Origin of the sequence: Rothia sp. HMSC072B03, from assembly GCF_001809565.1 — a bacterium.
Taxonomy (GTDB): domain Bacteria; phylum Actinomycetota; class Actinomycetes; order Actinomycetales; family Micrococcaceae; genus Rothia; species Rothia mucilaginosa_A.
On record NZ_KV797970.1, the window covers coordinates 537,155 to 558,476 of the forward strand.

Below are 21,322 nucleotides of genomic sequence, written 5' to 3' on the forward strand. Positions count from 1 at the left end.
TAGATTTAATTACATAGACCAAATAATTCCTTGCCGTTATTATTTTTCAAATATAATCATCATTTCAATTATAAGACCGTGGTGAAAAATTTTAGACTGGAACACTCCTCTTTTTAGAATACACAAAGAAACCACCCCCTCCGCAGCTTGTCGCCGCAAAGGGGGTGGTTTTCTATATAGCTAGGTTAGAAGCCTAAGCCCTTACTCAGCACCCTCAGTGCTGGGCTTGGGGTCTTCGTTCACGCGGTTGCGGATATGCTCCACAATACGTGCCACAGCCTCATCCACGGGCACACCGTTCTCCTGCCTGTTGCCGCGGAAACGGAACGAAACAGCGCCGTGCTCCGCATCCTCACCGCCAGCAATCAGAATGAACGGAACCTTCTCAGTAGACGCAGTACGGATCTTCTTCGTGAAGCGGTCCGAACCGTAATCCACCTCAACACGCACACCGTGCGCGCGCAGCTTATCCGCGATCTCAGTCATGTAGTCGTTGAACGCCTCAGCCACCGGCACACCAATCACCTGAACCGGTGCCAGCCACGCCGGGAACGCACCCGCATAGTGCTCGGTCAGCACGCCCAGGAAGCGCTCAATCGAACCGAACTTCGCCGAGTGAATCATGACCGGTTCCTGCACGGTGCCGTCAGCAGCCTGGTACTCCAGACCGAAACGGCTCGGCTGGTTGAAGTCGTACTGCACGGTCGACATCTGCCAGGTACGGCCAATCGCATCCTTCGCCTGAACCGAAATCTTCGGGCCGTAGAACGCAGCACCACCCGGATCCGGAACGAGCTCCAGGCCGGTCTCCTTCGCAACCTGCTCCAGAACCGCGGTAGCCTCTTCCCACTGCTCATCAGTACCGATGAACTTATCCTTCTTATCACCCTCAGTGTCGCGGGTCGACAGCTCAAGGTAGAAGTCGGTCATGCCGAAGTCCTCAAGCAGGCTCAGCATGAACTTCAGCAGGTGACGCACCTCGTCCGGTGCCTGCTCCTTGGTCACGTACGAGTGCGAGTCGTCCTGGGTAATCATGCGCACGCGGGTCAGGCCCTGCAGCACGCCGGACTTCTCGTCACGGTACACGGTGCCGAACTCGAAGAAACGCAGCGGCAACTCACGGTACGAACGGCCACGAGAACGGTAAATCTCGTTGTGCATCGGGCAGTTCATAGCCTTCAGACGGTAATGACCGTTGTCCAGCTCCATGGGCGGGAACATGCCGTCCGCATAGTACGGAAGGTGACCGGAAGTGTAGAACAGGTCTTCCTTCGAAATGTGCGGGGTGCTGACGTACTGGAAGCCTTCCTGAATGTGGCGGGTGCGCACGTAGTCTTCCATCTCGCGCTTAATCACGCCACCCTTAGGGTGAATGACCGGCAGGCCGGGGCCAATGGTCTTCGGGAAGGAGAATAGGTCCAGCTCACGGCCCAGACGGCGGTGGTCGCGGCGCTCCGCCTCAGCGATGCGCTCCTTGTAGGCGACCAGCTCGTCCTTGCTCGGCCATGCGGTACCGTAAATACGCTGCAGCATGGGGTTCTTCTCAGAACCGCGCCAGTACGCGCCACCGGCACGCATCAGGGCGTAACCGTTAGCGATCAGCTTGGTGTTCGGCAGGTGCGGGCCGCGGCAGAGGTCCTTCCAGACGGTCTCGCCGGTCTTCGGGTGCACGTTGTCGTAGATGGTGATTTCACCCTCGCCGACCTCCACGGATGCGCCCTCGGCAGCATCCGCACCAGAACCGGGGCCCTGGGTCAGGGAGAGCAGCTCCAGCTTGTACGGCTCGTTCGCCATCTCGGCGACAGCCTCGTCGTGGGTGACCACACGGCGGCGGAACAGCTGACCGGACTTGATGATCTTAATCATCGACTTCTCGATCTTCTTCAGATCTTCCGGAGTGAACGGCTCAGCCACATCAAAGTCAAAGTAGAAGCCGTCAGTAATGTACGGGCCGATGCCCAGCTTGGCGTCCTTGCGGTACTCCTGCACCGCCTGCGCCATCACGTGCGCGGCAGAGTGGCGCAGCACGTTCAGACCGTCCGGTTCGTGAATGAAAACCGGCTCAACGGAATCGCCAGCAGACAGCTCGTGGGAGAGATCAACCAGCACGCCGTTCACGCGTGCCACAACGATCTTCGGGTCGTCAGCGAACAGCTCAGCGGCAGTCTTCGCGGTAACCTCGCGCTCCTCACCAGAAACGCTAATAACAATTGCTGAAGAATCAGCGGCAGACATAAGTCTCCTTAACTCAGGCGCTCGCGGCCGCTCGGGGCGCCGCCGGTGCGCATACTATTCCGCACTGTACTGGTGCACGGACACACACCATCTTACAACGGCTCCCAGGCAACGCTCAGCTTGAGGGCGAACTAGTCCGCATGATGCTCACGCGTATGCTCGTGAACGTCAGTCACAATGTGACTAATATGATGGTCCTTCAGCCGGTAAATCGTGGTGCGGCCGTGCTGCTCGCGGTCAATCACGTGCGCCTCACGCAGGATGCGCAGGTGATGCGAGGCCAGCGGCTGAGAAATGCCCAGGCAGGTGTGCAGCTCGCTCACGCTGTGCGGGCGGTGCACCAGGTGGTGCGCAATGGCCAGGCGCAGCGGGTTCGCGAGCGCCGAGAAGATCGCCACGGACGGGCCGAACTGCTCCTCCCAGTCCTTGGGGCCGCTCCCCTCGAAAAGAGGTGCGGAGGCGGGCGCCTCGGTAGCGTGGTTGGCGGCGTGGTGGGTGTTAGCTTCGGCGGAATTTTCGTGGTGGTCTTCGTGGTGGCTAGTCATAGTATTTTCACCTTATGTACAGGTGCGGGGCACGTCAAGGAAGTTACGCCTGCGCGGCGTGCTTTCTTGACGTGCCCCTCTCCCCTATGTGCGCTCATACTGCTGGTGCGTCCGGCTAGCGGTTAGCGACTGCCACCTGCAGGTAACCCTCGGAGGACTTCACGCCCTTGTCGGTCACCGCGCGGTAGCGAACCAGCGGCGCGAAGCCCTGCTTCGACTTGGCGGTCACCGCAATGCCCTGGGTGCCGTCGGGCAGGTTCACCACGCGGTAGGTGCCGTACTCGTCGCTGTAGGAGCTGACGACCTGGCCGCGCTGGTTCAGCAGCTCCAGCTTCTTCACGGTCTCACCGCGGCTGAACGCGCCGAAGGAAGCCTCGTCGTTGTTCAGCACCGCCACGTTCTGGGTGGTACCCGAGTACAGCGAGACCGAATCCTCGCGGGCAATCGGGCTGTTCTTATCCACAACGTGCACCTTCAGCGGGATCGAGTACAGCTGCGCGGCGGCACCCTTCTTCGCCTTCACGTCGGACATGCGGGCGGGCGCCTTGCCGGTGCGGTTCACAGTAATCTTCGAACCATTATCGCGACGCAGGTCCCATGTGGTGCCGGTGACCTCGTGGGTATTCAGATCAATCGAGTAGGTGCCGGTCTTGCCGTTGGAGGCAAAACGAATACCGGTCTCAGCGCTGGAGAACTGGCCACCAGCGGTGTTGACCTTCTCCTTGTTCACCCAGCGGCTGGGGCGGAAGTTCGGGGTCTGCTCGATTTCCTGGAAATTGTAGTCACGGGCGTAACGGTAGTTCGGGGAGACCTTGTGGCTCTGGTGCACGCTCTGCGCCACGGCGGTTTCACCCGAGTAGACGGTGGCGTGATGCTCTGCCGGCTGGTAAATCACGCCGGAGCCGGTTCCGGTCTTGCCGTAGGAGTCAGCGGGGAAGCTGAACTTCACGGCGCCCGAGGCCTGGTTCACCGCGGTCGCCTGGCTGTCGGCGTCGCTGATGCGCGGCGCATCCGGGGTGCGCACGGTGGCGCGGCGAACGCGCAGGCTACGTGCGGTCACGGGGCGTGCAATCTTCTCCGCGGCGCCCTGCTTATCCTTGTCAGCGGCGTTATCTGCCGCGTTGTCGGTGGCGGCCTTCGCATCGGCGGCGGCGTTCGTCTCGGGAACCTGCAGGCCCTCGCGGCGGGCGGCGTTCTCTGCGGACTCGGTGTAGTTCACCGGCATCCACTGCACCTGCTGCCACGGGAACTGGTTGCCCGTAAAGCCGCTGGGCACGAAGTTCGCGAACATGGCGGCCAGCTGCGGGTCTTCCTTGTACACGTTCTTACCCTGGCGCGCGTAGGGCGCGTAGGAGCTGGGAGCCTCCAGGTTGAAGGCGTTGGTGAAGAGGTTGTGGTCCGTCAGGATGAAGCCGTATTCCTTCATCGCGGTCAGGATCATGCGGGTGAGCTGGTCGTCCGCGTGGCCAGTGTTGGCCAGGAACTCCTCCACGTCGAAGCTGGCGGGCAGGAAGCCACGCTGGCCGGCACGCGGTGCGTTCGGGTACTTGGAAAGGTCCAGCTTGCCGTCGGTACCCTTCGCGGGGAAGGAGGCGCTCATGGCGGCGTAGTCGGCGGCAGTAATGGAGACCATGTGGTTGATCTTGCCGGCCTTCAGCTCGTCCACGCCAATCTGGGTGAGCTCGTTGGCCATGCCCACGACCGAGGAGGTGCCGTTCTTGAGGGTCAGCCAGTAGTTGTCCTCGCCCACGCCCTCGAAGTTGGGCTTGGCGAGCATGTAGCCGCCCGAGGAGACGTGGTAGGTCGCAGGGTAGTCCACTGCCACGGGAATATCCACGGTGCCGCGGGTTCCTGCAGGCACCTTGTAGGTAATCTCGCCGGTGGTCTCGTTGATGGACGCGCCGGGCACGTTCTTGGCCAGGCGGAACTTGGCGCCGCGCGCAATCGGGTACGAGGTGCGGGCGTTGCCAGACTTCACGTCGATGCTTACGGGGGCCTTGATGGTCACGGTCTGACCGGCGTTGCCGCGGCCCACGGTCTCGTACTGAATCTTGGCGCTCTTGGGGGTGGAGGCGTTGCCGCCGCCAACCTGCACACGGGCGGTGCTGGTGTAGGTCTGGGCGTCGGCGTCCTTCACGAACTTGAAGTAGGAACGCCAGATGCCGGTCGCCTCGTCGTACAGGGCGAGGGACTGGTCACCCGAGAGGCCGTGGTCTTCGGCCAGCCAGCCCGGAATCGGCACGCCGCCGGTCAGGATGCGCTTGTTCTCGGCCTTGGCGTTAACGCGCTGATCGCGGGAGACGACCTCGACGTACTCCTGGTGCGGGTTGGCGGAGTTCACCGCGAGGGTCGGGATGTTCTCGTGGGCGCCAACGGTCTGGGAGCGGTCCTTACGGACGGTACCCGCGTTAATGGCGGTGGTGACGGGGTGGTTGCCGGCGTCTGCGCTGTACTCGAGGAAGGTGCGGCTGATCTCGCTGCTGTTGGGGGCAACGGCTTCGGTGCCGGTGAGCTTCTGCGCGGCGAAGGAGTCGCTGGCGAGCTTGCCACTCAGGGGCGAGGTGTTCTCGGTGGTAATCAGGTTTTCCCGAGTCAGGGACGAGTTCACCGGTGCCAGGGTGTTGATGGTCTGGGCGGCCGGGTCGTCGTTCCAGTAGCAGGTGGGGCCGGGTGCCACGGAGGTGAGGGTTACGAGGGTCGGCACGTTCTTCTGGCCAGCCTCAACGCAGGTGGTTCCATCGGAGGCGCCGTACTCGGTGGTCGAAGCGGCGGGAGCCGCGAAGGTCGCCGGCAGGTTGGCGCCGGTGATGGCGGTGGCCAGTGCCGCGGTAACGGCGAGGGATGCACGGCGGCGGCCGGCAAAGCGCGGGTTCGCGTTCTGCGCCGAGCCGGCGGCCAGACCCGTCGCGGAGGTTAGCGCGAGGGCCTGCGTAAAGTTCTGCGCGGCGGCCTCAGCAGTGGCTACCGCGGGGTTCTGTACCTGGTTTTTGGGTGCAGTAATGGTCATGCGTTTTTCTTCCGTTCGTGTCGGCTTGTTTGAGTGAGTGCGTTTGTATGAACAAACACGGACGTGAGTGAAATATTCGTCTGCGAGTGCGTTGCGATGCCCCCGAGAAACTGGCAGGAATTCCCAGGAAACTCTCAGACAATCCCCATACCCTACCGATTCCCGAGGGGTAAGCGCAAAACGAGAATGTGATAACAACCACTCGTATAGTCGCTAAAGGTTTAGGTTCAGGGTGAATTATCACTGCACTGTAATGTATTTACCGGTGTTCGATTCAAAAGAATTTGCACCGGAGTGCCTAAGCCTTCCTCCTAGTCAGAGGAAACTCCCGACGAAAAACAAAAAATCCGCACCCTTCCCCGAAATGGTGCACCAAACAAGCCCACCGTGACCCCCGACATGACAAATGTTGAATTTCTCACACCTGGCCACATCCTGGGACTCCTGCCCCATTGCACCCCCGCAGCCACCCCGCCACAAACACCTCGAACCCACTCGCACGAGGGTGAAATCGGGGTAAAGGGTGAAGGTTTTTACACCCTAATCCCGCTCTTACGCACAGATTAATCATTCATCCCTGCAATTTTTCTTACCCTAGAATGTAATCCCCATTGCGCGGTTTCCACTAGGCAGATAAGGCATAAAAAGACATCCCACCCGCGCCTTGCCGACACGGATGGGATGCATAAGTATTCGGTTCTGAAGGCCTTCTGAGGACCCGTGCGAAGGGCCGCAATCCGGGCCTTTTCAACAGGAACCGGCACGAAACCGTATCGGCCGAACCGATCCCGCATCGTCCCTATCCTGCAGGCACTCCCCTACAGCGCGCCCGCCTCCGAGCAGACATTCACCAGCTCGCCGATGCCCTCGATGCGGGTGCGCACCTCCTGCCCCGGCTTCAGCCACCGGCGCGGATGCAACGAAAGCCCCACGCCGGCGGGCGTACCCGTGGCCACGATATCGCCGGGCTCAAGGGTCATGAACCGCGAAATATACGACAGCAGGTACGCGGGGCTGAACAGCATGTCCGCGGTCGAGCCGCGCTGACGAACCTCACCGTCCACCGCGCAGGTCAGCTCCAGGCCGGCAAGCGGATCCACCTCGTCGGCGCTCACGATGACCGGGCCGAACGGAGTCATCGCATCCCAGTTCTTACCCTGGAACCACTCCGAAGAACGCCCCTGCCAGTCACGCACCGACACATCGTTGATGACCGTGTAACCCATCAGACCCTCAAGCGCCTGCTCCTCGGTGGCGTTGCGCAGGCGCACCCCAACCACCAGGCCCAGCTCAACCTCCCAGTCGACCTTCGTGCTACCCGTGCCGTCGTCGGCGGGCATGCGAATCTGATCATTCGGGCCGATGAGCGCGTTCGAGAACTTCGCAAAGAGCGCCGGGTACTCGGGCACCGGCAGGTTCATCTCTTCGGCGTGGTCGCGGTAGTTCAGGCCCGCGCACACGACCTTGCCGGGCTTATCCAGCGGGCGCACGAAGGGCAGGGATTCCCAGAGCTGCTCGCCGTGGCCCATGACCGTCGCACCGTTCTCCTTCAGAATCGACAGCGCGTTCTTCGGGTCGCCAAAGTTCAAGCGGAACCGGCTGTAGAAATTGAGCAGAGGGCTCAACTTGGCCGGCAGCTCGTAGACCGTTTCCTCAAAGAAACAGACGGCGCGGCTGCCCTTCTCGTCTTTAATCTGTGCCCAACGCATATGCGCTCCTTTGCTTTACTCTAGTGCGTTTACTGTGTACGGATGTTCCGGCGTTCCCGCTCGGGCCGCCTACTTGAAGCCGTGGCTCGCGTAGGCCTCCACGATGGCGTCCTCAAGGTCCTCCATGAGCAGGCTCGGGTTCGCATCCTGCGCCGCGCCCACCGTTGCCGGGTTGAGCTCCATGCCGAGGGCGCGGTACACGTCCGCGGTGACCGCCCGCAGCGAAGCCGAATCGGAAACCACGATGCCCGTGCTGAACCACCAGCCGCCGCTCACCACGCGCTGGGCCGTGCCGACCAGTTTAATGCGGCCACCACCTGCGGAGGCGGGAAGCTGCGCGTGCACCGAGTACTCGCCGGGGCAGTACTCCCCCGGGATCTCGCCCACGCGTGCGTCCACGCCGACCTCGCGCAGGGCCTGAGCGAACATGGAACCGAAGAGCCGATAGCGCACCGTGTTGCCGCTGCGGGCGTCGGTGGCCGGCTGGAAGTGGTCCACTACCAGGCATCCGCGGTGGTACGCGGCGGCGTGGCCGCCCACCTTACGCACCAGGGTTCTAAAGCCGTGCTCCTCGCACGCGGCCACGGCATCGGCGAATCCGGGGTTCAGCTCGTCACGGCGGCCGAACGCCACCGTGGGGTTCGGTTGGTACATGCGTAGGGTCGCTTCGCGCTGGCCGCTTGCGACCTCGCGGAGCATCTGCACCGTCTGCTCGTGGTGAATGAGGATATCACCCGACTCGGGCGTGGTTTCTCGAATAATCTGCACGTTTTCTATCTTACCGGCGGCGGCAAAAACGCCCGCGCAGAAAAATGCTCACCTGTTCAAATGCGCCGGCTTACCCCTTCAGCATGGCACCCCCAAACGCTAAGATTAAAGGTGCTAGGGTGCGATACCCCACACAGCCGCACCGAGCACATAGACACAGCATGACAACGCAGAAGAAACGCACTCCGCGCCCGGTGAGAACCCCTCCCCGAGCGCGCCAACCTGTACGTTTCGCAAAGGAGATCGGACCATGACACAGTCCACCCCCGCCAACGCAGCGGCGCCCACCGCCGCATCCGCCGAGGAGGTGAAGGCGGCGAAGTCCAAGCGCACGAAACTTATCGTGCAGGTTGCCATCATCGTAGCCGTCACCCTCGCCCTCTGGTTCGTTCCCGCCCCCGAAGGCGTCGACCCACGCGGCATGCACATGCTCGCCATCTTCGTCGGCACCATTCTCGGCCTGATTTTCCAGCCGCTGCCCACCCCGTCCGTGGCTCTCGTGGGCCTGGCCGTCGCCATGATTACCGGCACGATGGCCGCCAAGAATGAGGCGCTGACCGGCTTCGGCAACTCCTCCATCTGGATTATCGTGGCCGCCTTCTTCATCGCCGACGGCTTCCTCATTACGGGTCTGGGCAAGCGCATCGCACTGCTGTTCGTGCGTGCGCTCGGCAAGTCCTCCCTCGGCCTGTCCTACGGCATGGCCATCACCGACCTGGTCCTCGCCCCCGCCACCCCCTCCAACACCGCGCGTGCCGGTGGCGTGATTTACCCGATTATCCGTTCCCTCTCCGAGGTCAACGGCTCCACCAACGAGACCCCCGAATCGCGCCGTAAGCTCGGCTCCTACCTGCTCATGACCGAGGCGCAGGTCAACACCATCACCTCCGCCATGTTCCTGACCGCGATGGCGGGTAACCCGCTGGCGCAGAAGTTCGCGCACGACCACAACATCAACCTCGACTGGGGTACCTGGGCGCTCGCAGCAATCGTTCCCGGTCTTGCCGCGTTGATTGTCATGCCGTGGATCATGTCGAAGATTTACCCGCCGACCATCAAGAAGACCCCGGACGCACCCGAGCACGCCCGCCAGGAACTGCACGAAATGGGCCCCATGAGCTCCAAGGAATGGATTATGCTCGGCACCTTCGTGCTGCTGCTAATCCTGTGGGTGACCGGTACCGCTCTGGGTATTGACGCCACCAGCGCCGCTTTCTTCGGCATCGGTATTCTGCTGGTGACCAAGGTTCTGACCTGGAAGGACATGGCGAAGAACTCCAGCGCCTGGTCCACCCTCATCTTCTTCGCCGTGCTCGTCGGCATGGCCGACCACCTCAAGAAGCTCAAGGTCGTGGACTGGATTGGCCAGCAGGCCGCCCACAGCGTCAGCGGCATGGCCTGGCCCCTGGCCTTCACCGTGCTGGTTCTGGCCTACTTCTTCATTCACTACATGTTCGCCTCGAACACCGCCCAGATCGTGGCCCTGTACGCTGTGTTCCTCGGCGCGGCCGTCGCGGCGGGTGTTCCGCCGATGTTTGCGGCTCTGTTCCTCGGCTTCATGGGCAACCTGATTGGCGGCATCACCCACTACGCCTCCGGCCCGGCGGGCGTGTACTACGGTTCCGGCTACTTCAGCGTGGGCGAATGGTTCAAGATCGGCTTCATGGCGGCTATCGTGAACCTCGTCGTCTGGGGTGCGGTCGGTACCGCGTGGCTGTTCGCGCTCGGCTTCGCCAACTAGTAGCGCAGGCCCAGCGGCGGCTTAGCTCAGCGTAAAAGCCTAGCTCAGCGTAAAAGCGCTGTATAGGAGCACCGCGTAAAAGCCCGGTGTTCTCACGTGAATTTTCGTGTGAGAACACCGGGCTTTCGCATACCCGCATAATGCCCGAAAACAGCACAGAACCTAGCAATCCCCCACCCCCTCCGCTAGGGTAGAAGAAAACCCCAAAACACCTTGGAGGACGCCGTGCATCAGGACCAGCACATCACCGCCCAAACCACCGCTCTGCCCAACTCCAACCCGACGCTGACCGAGCCGCAGCCGCTCGGCGCGTTCCCCGCCGGCTTCCTCTTCGGAGGCGCCACCGCCGCCAACCAGTTCGAGGGCGCCTGGAACGAAGACGGCAAGGGCCCCAGCCTGCAGGATGTGTTGCCCGCCGGCGGCCTGTACCCGCGCACCGCGGAACCCACCGAGGACAACCTCAAGCTGGAGGGCATCGACTTCTACCACCGCTACCGTGAAGACATCGCCCTGCTCGCGGAGATGGGTTTTAAGGTCTTCCGCTTCTCCATCGCCTGGTCGCGTATCTTCCCCCGCGGCGACGAAGAAACCCCCAACGAGGCGGGCCTCGCCTTCTACGACCGCGTGCTCGACGAGCTCGAAAAGCACGGCATGGAGCCGCTCATCACCCTCAGCCACTACGAAACCCCGCTGCACCTGGTCGAGCAGTACAACGGCTGGACCAGCCGCGAGCTCATCGGCTTCTACGAACGCTACGCCCGCACCGTGTTCGCCCGCTACGGCAAGCGCGTGAGGTACTGGCTGACCTTCAACGAAATCAACTCGATGCTGCACCTGCCGTTCATGTCCGGCGGCATCAACACCCCGGCGGAGCAGCTCAGCGACGCCGACCTCTACCAGGCGATGCACCATGAGCTGGTCGCCTCCGCACGCGCCACCGCTGCGGCACGCGAACTGGCACCGGGCGCCCAGGTCGGTTGCATGATTCTTGCCATGCCCACCTACCCGCTCACCCCCGACCCCGCGGACGTGCTCGCCGCCATGCAGGCGGAGCAGGCGAACTTCGCGTTCGGTGACGTGCACGTGCGCGGCGCCTACCCCGGCTACTTCCTGCGTGCCCTGCGTGAGAAGGGCGTGGAGCTGAACATCACCGAGCAGGACCGCGAGGACCTGAAGAACACCGTGGATTTTGTGTCGTTCAGCTACTACATGTCCACCTGCGCGTCCGGCGACCCGGCACGCGGCGAGCGCGGCGAAGGCAATATCATCGGCGGCGTAACAAATCCGACCCTGCCCGCGAGCGAATGGGGTTGGCAGATCGACCCGACCGGCCTGCGCGTGGTCCTCAACCAGTATTGGGACCGTTGGCAGAAGCCGCTGTTCATCGTGGAGAACGGCCTGGGTGCCCGCGACGAACTGGTCGAGGTGAACGGCGAGCTCACCGTGGAGGACGACTACCGCATCGACTACCTGCGCCAGCACCTGCACGCGGTACGCGAGGCGATTGAGGACGGCGTGAACGTGCTCGGCTACACCACCTGGGGTTGCATCGACATGATTAGCGCCTCGACAGCGCAGATGTCCAAGCGCTACGGGTTCATCTACGTGGACCGCAACGACGACGGCACCGGCACCCTGGCGCGCTACCGTAAGAAGTCCTTTCACTGGTACCGCGAGGTGATTGCCAGCAACGGCGCGGAGCTGTAACCGGTCAAGGTTCTAGACGTTGTTCCTTATGCGGCGACTCTAGACGCTGAACTCCGCGAAAATCCCGGCACGCTGAACCCCGCGCGGCTAACACGCGAAACTCAGCAGCAAAAAGCCCCCGAGACTCTGATCTCGGGGGCTTTCGCGCATATGCTGCGTACCTATTGTCCGTTATACCCAGCGCGGGCAATTCTAGTCCAGGGGCAGGTCGTTCAGGCTGGTGGACACGTACTCCCACCAGGTCGGCACCAGCCCCGCGTTCATCGCAACCCGCTGCGACAGCATGTGCGACGGGCTCGTACCGTAGAACGGCAGGTAACCCTCCGCCAGGGTCAGGCGTGCGGCATCTCGCACCAGGGCGCTCGCAATACCCGCGCCGCGGAAGGCGGGCAGCACGTCAATGCCAATCTGGCGCATAATCGGCGAATCGTCGCTCAGGCCAACCATGGCTACCGGGTCGGCATTTGCGGGGCTCTCCCCCGCCGCGGGTGCATCAGGTGCCTTAGATGCGTTCTCATCCACCGGGTATGCGGCGAGCACCAGCACATCCGGGCGGGTCACGCTAAAGCCCAGGGCGTTTGAGTAACGCTTATCCCCGCGGAACGACTCAATCTGCTCTTCGCTCAGCAGGTCCACGCGCAGGCGGGTTACGCGCGCTTCCGTATCCTCCGGGGCAACCTCAAGCGCCCCCGCGGAGGCGTTCGCCTCCCTGCGAATAGTGCGCTCGCCGGTAATTTCGGCAAGCAGTGCCGCCTTCAGCTCGGCGGGGTCGACGCGGCGCATCATGCCCACACCGGGCACGGCGCACTTGACCTCCTGCGCCTTCACGCCCTCGGGTACGACCGAGTTCAGCAGGGCGCGGCCGGGCGTATAGTAGATGCTCGTGCCGCTAACCTGCTGGGTGTAGGGGGTGAGCAGTTCGTTGAGCTGGCGCAGCTGCGCGTAATCGCCGAGCCAGTTCGACTGGTCGCCGAGCATGTAGTCGATGGCCTTTTCGAGTACGCGCGGGTGCTTGGCGCAGAGAATGCCTACGCTCGCGTAGTTGGCGACGCGCAACTCCCAGATGTCGTCGTTGCGGCGGCGTGCGGCGCCCATCTTCTCGGAGGGCGGCTGCACGGTGGCGAGTAGCGGCAGGCTCTCGGCTTCCGGGTAGTCGCGTAGCTCTTGAAGGGCGCGACTAATCGAGCCGGGCGCCTGGCAGAAGTCCGCCTCAAGCTGGGTGTGCAGGATGTGCCGCGCCCGGTCCAGAGTGGTCACGGCACCACGGTTCACGACGCCACGACGCGCGCCAAAGCTCGTAGCGCCTCGGGCAACTCCTTGAGCAGGTGTGTTTCCTTGAGTGTCGGTCACGTAACTTTCCTTTAGTTCAAGTTCTCGACTAGTTCAGAATCTCTGCCAGGAAGGCGCCGGTGTGCGAGCCTTTGACGGTCGCCACGTGCTCCGGGGTGCCCTCGGCGATGACGGTGCCGCCGCCGCTACCGCCTTCGGGACCCATGTCGATAATCCAGTCAGCGCACTTGATGACGTCCAGGTTGTGCTCGATGGTGATGACGCTATTACCCTTGTCCACCAGCGATTGCAGCACGGCGAGCAGCTTGCGGATGTCCTCAAAGTGCAGGCCGGTGGTCGGCTCGTCCAGCACGTAGATGGAGCGGCCGTTGGAGCGCTTCTGCAGCTCGGTGGCGAGCTTCACGCGCTGCGCCTCACCGCCGGAGAGGGTGGTTGCGGGCTGACCCAGGCGAATGTAGCCCAGGCCCACATCCACGAGGGTGTTCAGGTGGCGCGCAATCGGGGTGAACGCGGCGAAGAACTCTGCGGCTTCTTCCACGGGCATTTCGAGCACGTCGGCAATGGTCTTGCCCTTGTAGTGAACCTCGAGGGTTTCGCGGTTGTAGCGCTTGCCGTGGCAGGTTTCGCAGGGCACGTACACGTCCGGCAGGAAGTTCATTTCAATCTTCAGGGTGCCGTCGCCGGAGCAGTCCTCGCAGCGGCCACCCTTGACGTTGAAGGAGAATCGGCCGGGGGTGTAGCCTCGCATTTTCGCTTCGCTGGTCTCTGCGAACAGCTTGCGGATGTGGTCGAACACGCCGGTGTAGGTGGCGGGGTTCGAGCGCGGGGTACGACCGATGGGCGACTGGTCCACGTGAATGACCTTGTCCAGGTGCTCCAGGCCGTCGATGCTCTTGTGGCGGCCGGGCACCTGCTTGGCGCCGTTGAGCTTGTTCGCCAGGGAGGTGTACAGAATGTCGTTGACCAGGGTGGATTTGCCCGAGCCGGACACGCCGGTCACCGCGGTAAACACGCCCAGCGGGAAGGACACGGTCACGTTCTTGAGGTTGTTTTCGCGGGCACCGCGCACGGTCAGCTGGCGTTTCTTGTCCACGGGTCGGCGGGAGGCGGGCACCTCGATGCGGCGGCGGCCAGCCATGTAGTCGCCGGTAATGGATCGGGTGTTCTTCAGCAGGTCCTCGAAGCTGCCGGAGTGCACGATTTCGCCGCCGTGCTCGCCCGCGCCGGGCCCGACGTCCACGATCCAGTCGGCCTCGCGCATGGTGTCTTCGTCGTGCTCGACCACGATGAGGGTGTTGCCCATATCGCGCAGCTTGGTCAGGGTCTCGATGAGTCGGCGGTTGTCGCGCTGGTGCAGACCGATGGAGGGCTCGTCGAGCACGTAGAGCACACCGACCAGGCCCGAACCAATCTGGGTGGCGAGGCGGATGCGCTGCGCCTCACCGCCGGAGAGCGTACCGGCGGAGCGTGAGAGGGTCAGGTAGTCCAGGCCCACGTCCAGCAGGAACTGCAGGCGCGCGTCAATTTCCTTGAGGACCTGCTCGCCGATCTTGGCTTCGCGGGCGCTGAGCTGCAGGCCGCGCACGAAGGCGAGCGCGTCAGCAAGGGACAGGTCGGTAATGTCTGCGATGGACTGGCCGCCGACCTTCACGCCGAGGATGGTCGGGTTCAGGCGCGCGCCACCGCAGGAGGGGCAGGCGACCTGGCGCATGTACTGTTCGTAGCGGTCGCGGGCGAAGTCCGATTCGGTTTCTTCGTGCTTGCGTTTGATGTACGCCTTCACGCCTTCGAATCCGGAGGTGTAGCGGCGTTCGCGGCCGAAGCGGTTGCGGTAAGACACCTCAACCTTGTAGTCCTTGCCGTCCAGGATGGCGGCGCGGGTCTTGGCGGGCAGGTCCTTGAAGGGGGTGTTCAGGTCGAAGCCGAGCTCCTCCCCCAGGCCTGCGAGCAGGCGTAGCCAGTATTCGGTGGTGGCCTTGCCCTGCGACCAGGGGGCGATGGCGCCCTCGCCGAGGGTCAGGTCGGGGTTGGGTACGAGCAGTTCGGTGTCGACTTCCAGGCGCGAGCCGATGCCGTCGCAGGCGCTACACGCGCCGAACGGCGAGTTGAAGGAGAAGGCGCGCGGCTCGATGGTGTCGATCTGCAGCGGGTGGTTATTGGGGCAGGCGAGGTTTTCGCTGAAGGAGCGGGTGCGTTCGGGGTCGTCCTGCTCGCGGTCCACGAAGTCGATGAGCACGCGGCCGTCGGCGAGCTTGAGCGCGGTTTCGATGGAGTCAGTCAGGCGCTGGTGAATACCGTCCTTAATGACGATGCGGTCGACGACCACCTCGATGGTGTGCTTGTACTGCTTGGCGAGCTTGGGCGGGTCGGAGAGCTGTACGGTTTCGCCGTCCACGCGGGCGCGCGAGTAGCCCTGGGTGAGCAGGTCCTTGAAGAGGTCTACGAACTCGCCCTTGCGTGCGCTGACGACGGGCGCGAGAATCTGCAGGCGGGTGCGTTCGGGGTACTCCTGCAGGATGTCTACGATCTGTTGCGGGGTCTGCTGGGTGATTTCCTCGCCGCAGACCGGGCAGTGCGGGTGGCCGATGCGCGCCCAGAGCAGACGCATGTAGTCGTAGATTTCGGTGATGGTGCCGACGGTCGAGCGGGGGTTCTTGGAGGTGGACTTCTGGTCGATGGACACCGCCGGGGAGAGACCCTCGATGAAGTCGACATCGGGCTTGTCAACCTGGCCCAGGAACATGCGGGCGTAGGAGGAGAGCGACTCGACGTAGCGGCGCTGGCCCTCGGCGAAGATGGTGTCGAAGGCGAGGGAGGACTTGCCGGAGCCGGAGAGGCCCGTGAAGACGACCATCGCGTCACGCGGGATGGTCAGGTCTACGTTCTTAAGGTTGTTTTCTCGGGCACCCTGCACACGAATACTGGTCAGGTCATTGGGTTTGAGCGCGGTGCTTCCGTGTGCCGGGCGGGGTGTCATCGAAAATCCTTTCGTCTTAATCTTCGAACTTAAATTCTACACCCTCACGACTTTCACCGGCGGGATTATGCGACCGGTGAAGGCATGAGGGTGCAGTACTTATATGAGGCGGACTAGGAGGCGCAATTCGCCAGGCGCGGTTTACCAGCCGCGGGTGCCCCAGTCTTCCAGGTGGGGGCGCTCGTCGCCGAGGGTGGTGGAGCGACCGTGGCCGGGCAGCACGATTGCATCGTCTTCGAAGCCGCCGAAGAGCTTTTCGAGCACGTTAGAGAAGAGCTCACCGAACTGCTGCGGGGAGTCAGTCTTGCCCACGCCACCGGGGAAGAGCGAGTCGCCGGTGAACAGCAGGGTTGCGGGAGTGCCGTCTTCCCAGGCGGTTTCGAGGGTGTAGACGATGGATCCAGGGGTGTGACCGGGCACATGCAGGGCGCGCACCACGGTGTCGGAGAGGTAGAAGTCGAAGACCTCACCACCGTGCAGGGGCTCCTCCACTTCGAAGTTCTCCTGCTCCTTAATGGCGTCGGCATCGGCATCCCCGGCGGAGGTGATTGCGCCAGTGAGCTTCTCGAGCTCGGCAATGGCGCGAATGTGGTCCCAGTGGCCGTGGGTAACCAGGATGCCGGTCAGGCCGATTGCGCGGGGTTTGAGGGCATCAAAGTCTTCTTCCTTCTCCATGACGCGCACGCGGCGGTCCTCGGCATCGGTGAGTTCCAGCTGCGGGCAGTCCTGAAGTAGTGCATCGAGGGTGAAGGCGTAGAGCTCCTCGGCTTCTGCGGCCGGGTCGATGAGTACCTGTTCGCCCGTGGCGCGCATGGTGATGAGGTAGACGCTATTGTCCATCTCGGAAACACTGAGCGCGCGCACGGTCAGTTCGGGGTTCTCGAAGATGAGTGTGGATTCGGGGTATGTAGTCATACTTCCAGTGTAGGGGGTGTTCCGGTTGAGGAGGTGCCGGGGTACTCCCCTGCGGGATGCGCCTCGGCGGTTTCTTGGGTGCGCTCGACTTTGAACGCACAGCCTTTGCCCGGGACGGGTGCAGCTCGGATGAGGTTCCGGTCGAGGCACCGCTTGAATTTTAAAAGTTAAACAGAGAAGCGACCGTGCATCGATACACAGTCGCTTCTCATGACACCCAGGGGTATCTATCACTCACTCAAACACAAGCAACCCGAGGACTTTGGAAATCTCACGATTACTTGATGCATCCATCATAGCGGAGTTTTTTCACCCTGTCCGGCGAGTCATTTTGGTACGGAGTGCCAATTTAAGTGACCGGAGCCTCACTGTAACCGTTCTGTAATAATTCCACCCGTTTTTTAGGATATCCATACGTACCAATTTTATTTTTCAGCTCCAATAAGTGAGCCATATCACTGAAAAAAATTTTTAGCTTTCCCTCAATTTGACACTCAGGTGCATCTTTCTCAGGGGGTCCCACTGAGACTTTTACGAGGGTTGAATACCCCGTTTTCCCTTGATATTCCGCGGAATATCAACCTAAACCTAAAGAAACTTTCTAGTTGAAGCAACTACTTTTCACCTCGTTTTGATCACATCCCTTCGCATTGCCCGCCACAAAACAGCCCACAAAAGCCTCCAATGGGAAATCTTATTGGTCTGCTCCACCCCTAAAAACCCCCAGTTGGCCAACGCTTTTATAAACAAAGGCTTCGTCATCCACCCTTCCATGGACCCAAAAGTGCAACCTCGAAAATTTTCACGAAAAAGAAAAAATACTAGTCAAAGCCATATTTTCACAAAATGCAGGTGCATGACTCGCTTAAAAATCAACCTCCAGAGGGTGTTTAACGAAAGATAAGGCTCAAGCAAATATCGAGGAGGAAAAATAACACATACAGACCAATTTAAGATTTACAGACCCCGAAAGGGCCCCTCATGGCAACCCCTTACAGTCCGTATATCACCCCGTAAATAAACCCTCCAGCTCATTGTGAGGATGGTCTTCAAGCCACCTAGCGGAGCTCTCCACAGACGACGAGCGGCGAAAACAACCGACGAATCAGCATCACCTACGGGGCTAGATCACCACCCGGCAGACCCCATATCGGCACACGGCGCGCAGAAAGGCGGCGCCCCTCCCCCGCTCTAGGGAAGGAACGCCGCCTCTTACCAGCTACAGATTAGCTGAAACAGCCGTCTTAGGACAGGCCGACCATCACGCCGTTCTCGTCGAAGCCGATGCGCTCAGCCGCGGGGCTCTTGCTCAGGCCCGGCATGGTGCGCATGGTGCCGCAGATTGCGTAGACGTAGCCGGCACCGGCAGCCAGGCGAACCTCGCGCACGGGCAGGGTCCAACCGGTCGGTGCACCCTTCAGCGATGCATCCGAAGAGATGGACAGGTGGGTCTTCGCAATGACCACGGGCAGGTGCGAGTAGCCCAGCTCCGCAAAGCGCTTGAGCTGCTTAGCGGCAGCCGGAGCAATCGAAATGCCGTCCGCGCCGTAGACCTTGGTCGCGACCTTCTCAATCTTGGTCTCGATGGAGTCCTCAAGATCATAGGTGTACTTCAGGTCCGAAACGTCGTCGCAGGCCTCGGCCACAACGTTCGCCAGGTCGATGGTGCCCTTACCGCCCTCGGCCACACCGTGGTGGATGGCCACACGAGCGCCGGCCTCCTCGGCGATACGGCGAATCGTCTCGTGCTCGGAATCGAAGTCGGTCGGGAAGGCGTTAATGGCCACGACCGGCTGAACACCGAAGTCGCGCACAATCTCGATGTGCTTCTTCAGGTTCTCCGCGCCCTTCTCCACATCGGAGGGGCTTTCCTGCAGCATGCCCTCGGGCAGGGGCTTGCCCGGAACAATCTTGTACAGGCCGGAGTGGGACTTCAGGGAGCGCACGGTCACGACCAGCACTGCGGCGTCCGGCTTCAGACCGGAGACGCGGCACTTGACGTTGAAGAAACGCTCGGCACCCATGTCGGCACCGAAGCCAGCCTCGGTAATCACGTAGTCGGAGTACTCCAGGCCCACGTAGTCGGCAACCACGGAGGAGTTACCGGTTGCGATGTTGCCGAAGGGGCCGGCGTGAATCAGGGCCGGGGTGTGCTCCAGGGTCTGCAGCAGGTTCGGGTTGATGGCGTCGGCCAGAATCACGGACATTGCGCCGTCAGCCTTCAGGTCGGCCGCGGTGACGGGCTCGCCGTCGTAGTTCAGGCCAATCACGATCTTGGCCAGGCGCTCGCGCAGGTCCTTGAAGGAGGTGGCCAGCGAGAGAATCACCATGATTTCGGAGGCGCTGGTGATGTCGAAACCGGTCTCGCGGACCACGCCGTCCATGCGCTCGCCCAGGCCCACGACGATGTTGCGCAGGGAGCGGTCGTTCATGTCGATAACGCGGCGCCACTCGATTGCGCGCGGGTCGATGCGCAGCTCGTTGCCGTGGTGCAGGTGGTTGTCAATCATTGCGGCCAGCAGGTTGTGGGCCGCGGTCACGGCGTGGAAGTCGCCGGTCAGGTGCAGGTTCAGCTTCTCCATGGGGACAATCTGAGAGTAGCCACCACCTGCGGCACCGCCCTTGATGCCGAAGGTCGGGCCCATTGCGGGCTGACGCAGAGCCAGCGCAGCCTTGCGGCCGGTCTGTGCGAAGCCCTGTGCGAGGGAGACGGAGGTCGCGGTCTTGCCTTCGCCAAGCGGGGTCGGGGTCACCGCAGTCACCACAATGTACTTGGAGCCGCGCTTGCGGGCGGTCTCTGCGTTGGTGCTTTCGTCGAGCAGAACCTTGGCGACGTACTTGCCGTAGGGCTCGAGGCGATCTTCGCTGATGCCGCTCTCTGCTGCGATCTTGCTAATCGGCCACAGATCGGCAGCAAGCGCGATTTCGAGGTCGGAGGGGAAAGGCTTCTTCGTCATTGTCATCCTTCGAGTTGTACGAATCATGCTCTTTCATTCTATGTGTTAGCTCACGCATTTGTCCCTCACCTCGCCGTCCCGCGCATCAAGAAAGTGGTTTTTAACCAAAGTCATCCCCGCCTCCGGTACCCTACGCTCACATGGAGTGGGCAGGGTCGGATGCGGGGATGAGTAACGCGTACATGCCGGATTGCCGGTACAGGAACCGGCTCTACGACCAGCTATTACGGCATGGTCAGCAGCACCTTGGTGGCGGTGCGCTGGTCCATTGCCTCGTAGCCCTTGGGGGCCTCGTCGATGGGCAGGACCAGGTCGAAGACCTTACCGGGCTCAATTTCGCCCTTGTAAATCAGGTCGATGAGGGTCGGCAGGTACTTGCGCACGGGGGCGGGGCCACCCTCCAGGTGCACCTGCTTGCCGAAGAGAGCATCGGTACCGATGGAGCTGTCGTGCGGCACGCCCACGAAGCCGATGTAGCCGCCGTGGCGCACGCATCCAAGAGCCTGGTCGAAGGACTGCTGGGTGCCGACAGCCTCCGCCACGCCGTGCGCGCCCACGCCGTCGGTGAGCTCCATGACCTTGGCGATGCCCTCCTCACCGCGCTCCTCCACGATGTGGGTTGCGCCGAATTCCTTGGCGAGCGCCTGACGCTCGGGGTTACGGGACATGATGATGATCTTCTCCGCGCCGAGCTGCTTAGCGCCGATGACTGCGCTCAGACCAACCGCGCCGTCGCCGACGACGACAATGGTCTTGCCGGGGGCTGCGCCGGCGGCGTCTGCCGCGTACCAGCCGGTGCCGAGCACGTCGGAGGCAGCCATCAGGTGCGGAATCTGCTCCGCGGTGGGTGCGGCGGGGGTCTTGACGAGGGTGCCGTCCGCGAAGGGCACGCGGGCGTACTCTGCCTGGGTGCCGTTGGAGCGTGCACCGATGAAGGCGTCGCCTGCTGCGATTGCCTTCAGGCAGCGGGAGGGGTAGCCCGCGGTGCAGGTTTCGCATTCGCCGCAGGAGATGCAGAAGGAGCCTACGACGAAGTCGCCGGGGGCTACGGTGGTGACCTCGGAGCCTACTTCGACGACCTCGCCGATGTATTCGTGGCCCATTGCCCGGTGGTCGACAGGCTGTGCGCCGCGGTAAGACCACAGGTCGGAGCCGCAGATGCAGGAAGCCGCGAGCTTGATGATGGCGTCGGTGGGTTCGAGCAGGGTCGGCTTGTCGACCTCGTTGACGACGACCTTACCGGGGGCTTCCATGACGACTGAACGCATGATGTTCCTTCCAGGATTTGGGGATAGTGGTTCCACAGTACGCCCCGCACCCCGATATATCAACAGTCTTTTATGCTACGGGGTGAAGAGTTTGTAGCGAGGTGCCCACAGCTGGAACCAGGGTGCCGCTCCCCCGCTTCCCTAGCGCTTGCCCACTGCATCCTGGCAGGTTAAATGGCCTGGTTAAACGGCGGAACCCCCGC

General features: G+C 62.2%; 12 protein-coding genes. 2 read left to right on the plus strand and 10 right to left on the minus strand.

Annotation, left to right across the window (positions count from 1 at the left end):
• Nucleotides 1-201 precede the first annotated feature (201 nt).
• From thrS to HMPREF2630_RS08780, 5 genes are all read right to left on the minus strand, one after another.
• A complete protein-coding gene (thrS, locus tag HMPREF2630_RS08760) occupies nt 202-2,235 on the minus strand; it encodes a threonine--tRNA ligase (protein WP_070484562.1) in 2,034 nt (677 codons plus the stop codon).
• Nucleotides 2,236-2,366: 131 nt separating this feature from the next.
• Nucleotides 2,367-2,780 (minus strand): ArsR/SmtB family transcription factor, encoded by a 414-nt coding sequence (locus HMPREF2630_RS09365; RefSeq protein WP_083298925.1) that lies wholly within the window; start codon nt 2,778-2,780, stop codon nt 2,367-2,369.
• Between the two features lie 115 nt (nt 2,781-2,895).
• Nucleotides 2,896-5,787, minus strand: coding sequence for a Rib/alpha-like domain-containing protein (locus tag HMPREF2630_RS08770; RefSeq protein ID WP_246822778.1), 2,892 nt, complete (start codon nt 5,785-5,787; stop codon nt 2,896-2,898).
• An 818-nt stretch (nt 5,788-6,605) separates the two neighbouring features.
• Nucleotides 6,606-7,496 carry a fumarylacetoacetate hydrolase family protein gene (locus tag HMPREF2630_RS08775; protein ID WP_070484565.1) on the minus strand — a complete coding sequence of 297 codons (891 nt, stop codon included), beginning with the start codon at nt 7,494-7,496 and terminating at the stop codon, nt 6,606-6,608.
• 69 nt (nt 7,497-7,565) lie between these two features.
• Nucleotides 7,566-8,264, minus strand: a complete 699-nt coding sequence (locus HMPREF2630_RS08780) for a lipoate--protein ligase family protein (RefSeq protein WP_070484568.1) — start codon at nt 8,262-8,264, stop codon at nt 7,566-7,568.
• Nucleotides 8,265-8,514: 250 nt separating this feature from the next.
• On the opposite strand from HMPREF2630_RS08780, the gene HMPREF2630_RS08785 reads away from it, so the two are divergent.
• Together HMPREF2630_RS08785 and HMPREF2630_RS08790 are read left to right on the plus strand one after the other, a co-directional pair.
• Entirely contained in the window at nt 8,515-10,005 is a 1,491-nt protein-coding gene (locus HMPREF2630_RS08785) for an anion permease (RefSeq protein ID WP_070484571.1), read from the plus strand.
• Nucleotides 10,006-10,230: 225 nt separating this feature from the next.
• Entirely contained in the window at nt 10,231-11,712 is a 1,482-nt protein-coding gene (locus HMPREF2630_RS08790) for a glycoside hydrolase family 1 protein (protein WP_070484650.1), read from the plus strand.
• Between the two features lie 192 nt (nt 11,713-11,904).
• Here HMPREF2630_RS08790 and HMPREF2630_RS08795 read toward each other — a convergent pair whose 3' ends face one another.
• The 5 genes from HMPREF2630_RS08795 to HMPREF2630_RS08815 all read right to left on the minus strand — a co-directional run bounded on the left by HMPREF2630_RS08795 (nt 11,905) and on the right by HMPREF2630_RS08815 (nt 21,119).
• Nucleotides 11,905-12,969: a GNAT family N-acetyltransferase gene (locus tag HMPREF2630_RS08795; RefSeq protein WP_246822779.1), complete on the minus strand. Its 1,065-nt coding sequence runs from the start codon at nt 12,967-12,969 to the stop codon at nt 11,905-11,907.
• A gap of 121 nt (nt 12,970-13,090) precedes the next feature.
• Nucleotides 13,091-15,979, minus strand: coding sequence for an excinuclease ABC subunit UvrA (uvrA, locus tag HMPREF2630_RS08800; protein ID WP_070484574.1), 2,889 nt, complete (start codon nt 15,977-15,979; stop codon nt 13,091-13,093).
• A gap of 141 nt (nt 15,980-16,120) precedes the next feature.
• On the minus strand, nt 16,121-16,894 hold the full coding sequence (locus HMPREF2630_RS08805; RefSeq protein WP_070484577.1) for an MBL fold metallo-hydrolase: 774 nt from the start codon (nt 16,892-16,894) through the stop codon (nt 16,121-16,123).
• 1,244 nt (nt 16,895-18,138) lie between these two features.
• On the minus strand, nt 18,139-19,851 hold the full coding sequence (locus HMPREF2630_RS08810; RefSeq protein WP_049343008.1) for a formate--tetrahydrofolate ligase: 1,713 nt from the start codon (nt 19,849-19,851) through the stop codon (nt 18,139-18,141).
• A 224-nt stretch (nt 19,852-20,075) separates the two neighbouring features.
• Nucleotides 20,076-21,119, minus strand: a complete 1,044-nt coding sequence (locus HMPREF2630_RS08815) for a zinc-binding dehydrogenase (RefSeq protein ID WP_070484580.1) — start codon at nt 21,117-21,119, stop codon at nt 20,076-20,078.
• Between the last annotated feature and the right edge of the window lie 203 nt (nt 21,120-21,322).

Excerpts from the sequence above, each read along its gene's own strand:
- uvrA (WP_070484574.1), bottom strand. The coding sequence starts at position 15,979 with ATGACACCCCGCCCGGCACACGGAAGCACCGCGCTCAAACCCAATGAC.
- HMPREF2630_RS08785 (WP_070484571.1), top strand. The coding sequence starts at position 8,515 with ATGACACAGTCCACCCCCGCCAACGCAGCGGCGCCCACCGCCGCATCC.
- HMPREF2630_RS08770 (WP_246822778.1), bottom strand. The coding sequence starts at position 5,787 with ATGACCATTACTGCACCCAAAAACCAGGTACAGAACCCCGCGGTAGCC.
- HMPREF2630_RS08815 (WP_070484580.1), bottom strand. The coding sequence starts at position 21,119 with ATGCGTTCAGTCGTCATGGAAGCCCCCGGTAAGGTCGTCGTCAACGAG.
- thrS (WP_070484562.1), bottom strand. The coding sequence starts at position 2,235 with ATGTCTGCCGCTGATTCTTCAGCAATTGTTATTAGCGTTTCTGGTGAG.
- HMPREF2630_RS08810 (WP_049343008.1), bottom strand. The coding sequence starts at position 19,851 with ATGACGAAGAAGCCTTTCCCCTCCGACCTCGAAATCGCGCTTGCTGCC.
- HMPREF2630_RS09365 (WP_083298925.1), bottom strand. The coding sequence starts at position 2,780 with ATGACTAGCCACCACGAAGACCACCACGAAAATTCCGCCGAAGCTAAC.
- HMPREF2630_RS08805 (WP_070484577.1), bottom strand. The coding sequence starts at position 16,894 with ATGACTACATACCCCGAATCCACACTCATCTTCGAGAACCCCGAACTG.
- HMPREF2630_RS08775 (WP_070484565.1), bottom strand. The coding sequence starts at position 7,496 with ATGCGTTGGGCACAGATTAAAGACGAGAAGGGCAGCCGCGCCGTCTGT.